The following is a 598-nucleotide window of genomic DNA, read 5'->3' on the forward strand; positions in this document are numbered from 1 at the left end:
GCCGCCAATGGATCGGCTGCTATTTTCGGCTGGCGGTCCGCGAAACCGGCGACCTCGGTGATGCGGCGTTCGTCGACGCCGCCGCGCACGAGCATGTAGTACGCGGAATGCGCGCGCGCCGTCGACAGCCGCCAATTGTCGTAGCTGTCGCTGCGGAACGGCCGGGCATCGGTGTGGCCGTTGATGCTGATGGTGCCCTTCTGGCTGTTGACGATGCGGCCGATCTTCTCCATTGCCAGCACCAGTTCGCGTCTCGGCAACGCCGAGCCGACCTCGAACATGCCGAAGTCGAGCTGATCGGTGATCGAGATGACGACGCCCTTGTCGGTGGCTTCGACCGAGACGCCGTCGTGCAGCTTGTCGCCAGGCTTGAAAGCATCGGCCAACTGCCGCTTGACGTCGGCCGCTGCCTTCACGGCAGCAGCGGTTGGCGGCTTCTCCCCGATGTCGGGCTGGACGGCCTTTTGCGCCTCAGGCTTAGCCTTCGCTACCGCGGCCTTGGTGCCGTCCGGTTTGGTCTCGCCGGCCAATGCCGTGGCAGGGTTCGCGGCCTGTTTACTGGTCGCGTCCTTTGCCAGTGGCTCGAGCGGTGCCGCGA

At 65.9% G+C, this 598-nt stretch carries 1 protein-coding gene; it reads right to left on the reverse strand.

Annotated features, from left to right (window positions below):
- A partial coding sequence (locus EN991_RS38895; protein WP_164769796.1) for an OmpA family protein occupies nt 1-598 on the reverse strand: 598 nt, incomplete at both ends.

This window comes from Mesorhizobium sp. M7A.F.Ca.US.005.03.2.1, assembly GCF_003997795.1.
GTDB lineage: Bacteria > Pseudomonadota > Alphaproteobacteria > Rhizobiales > Rhizobiaceae > Mesorhizobium > Mesorhizobium ciceri.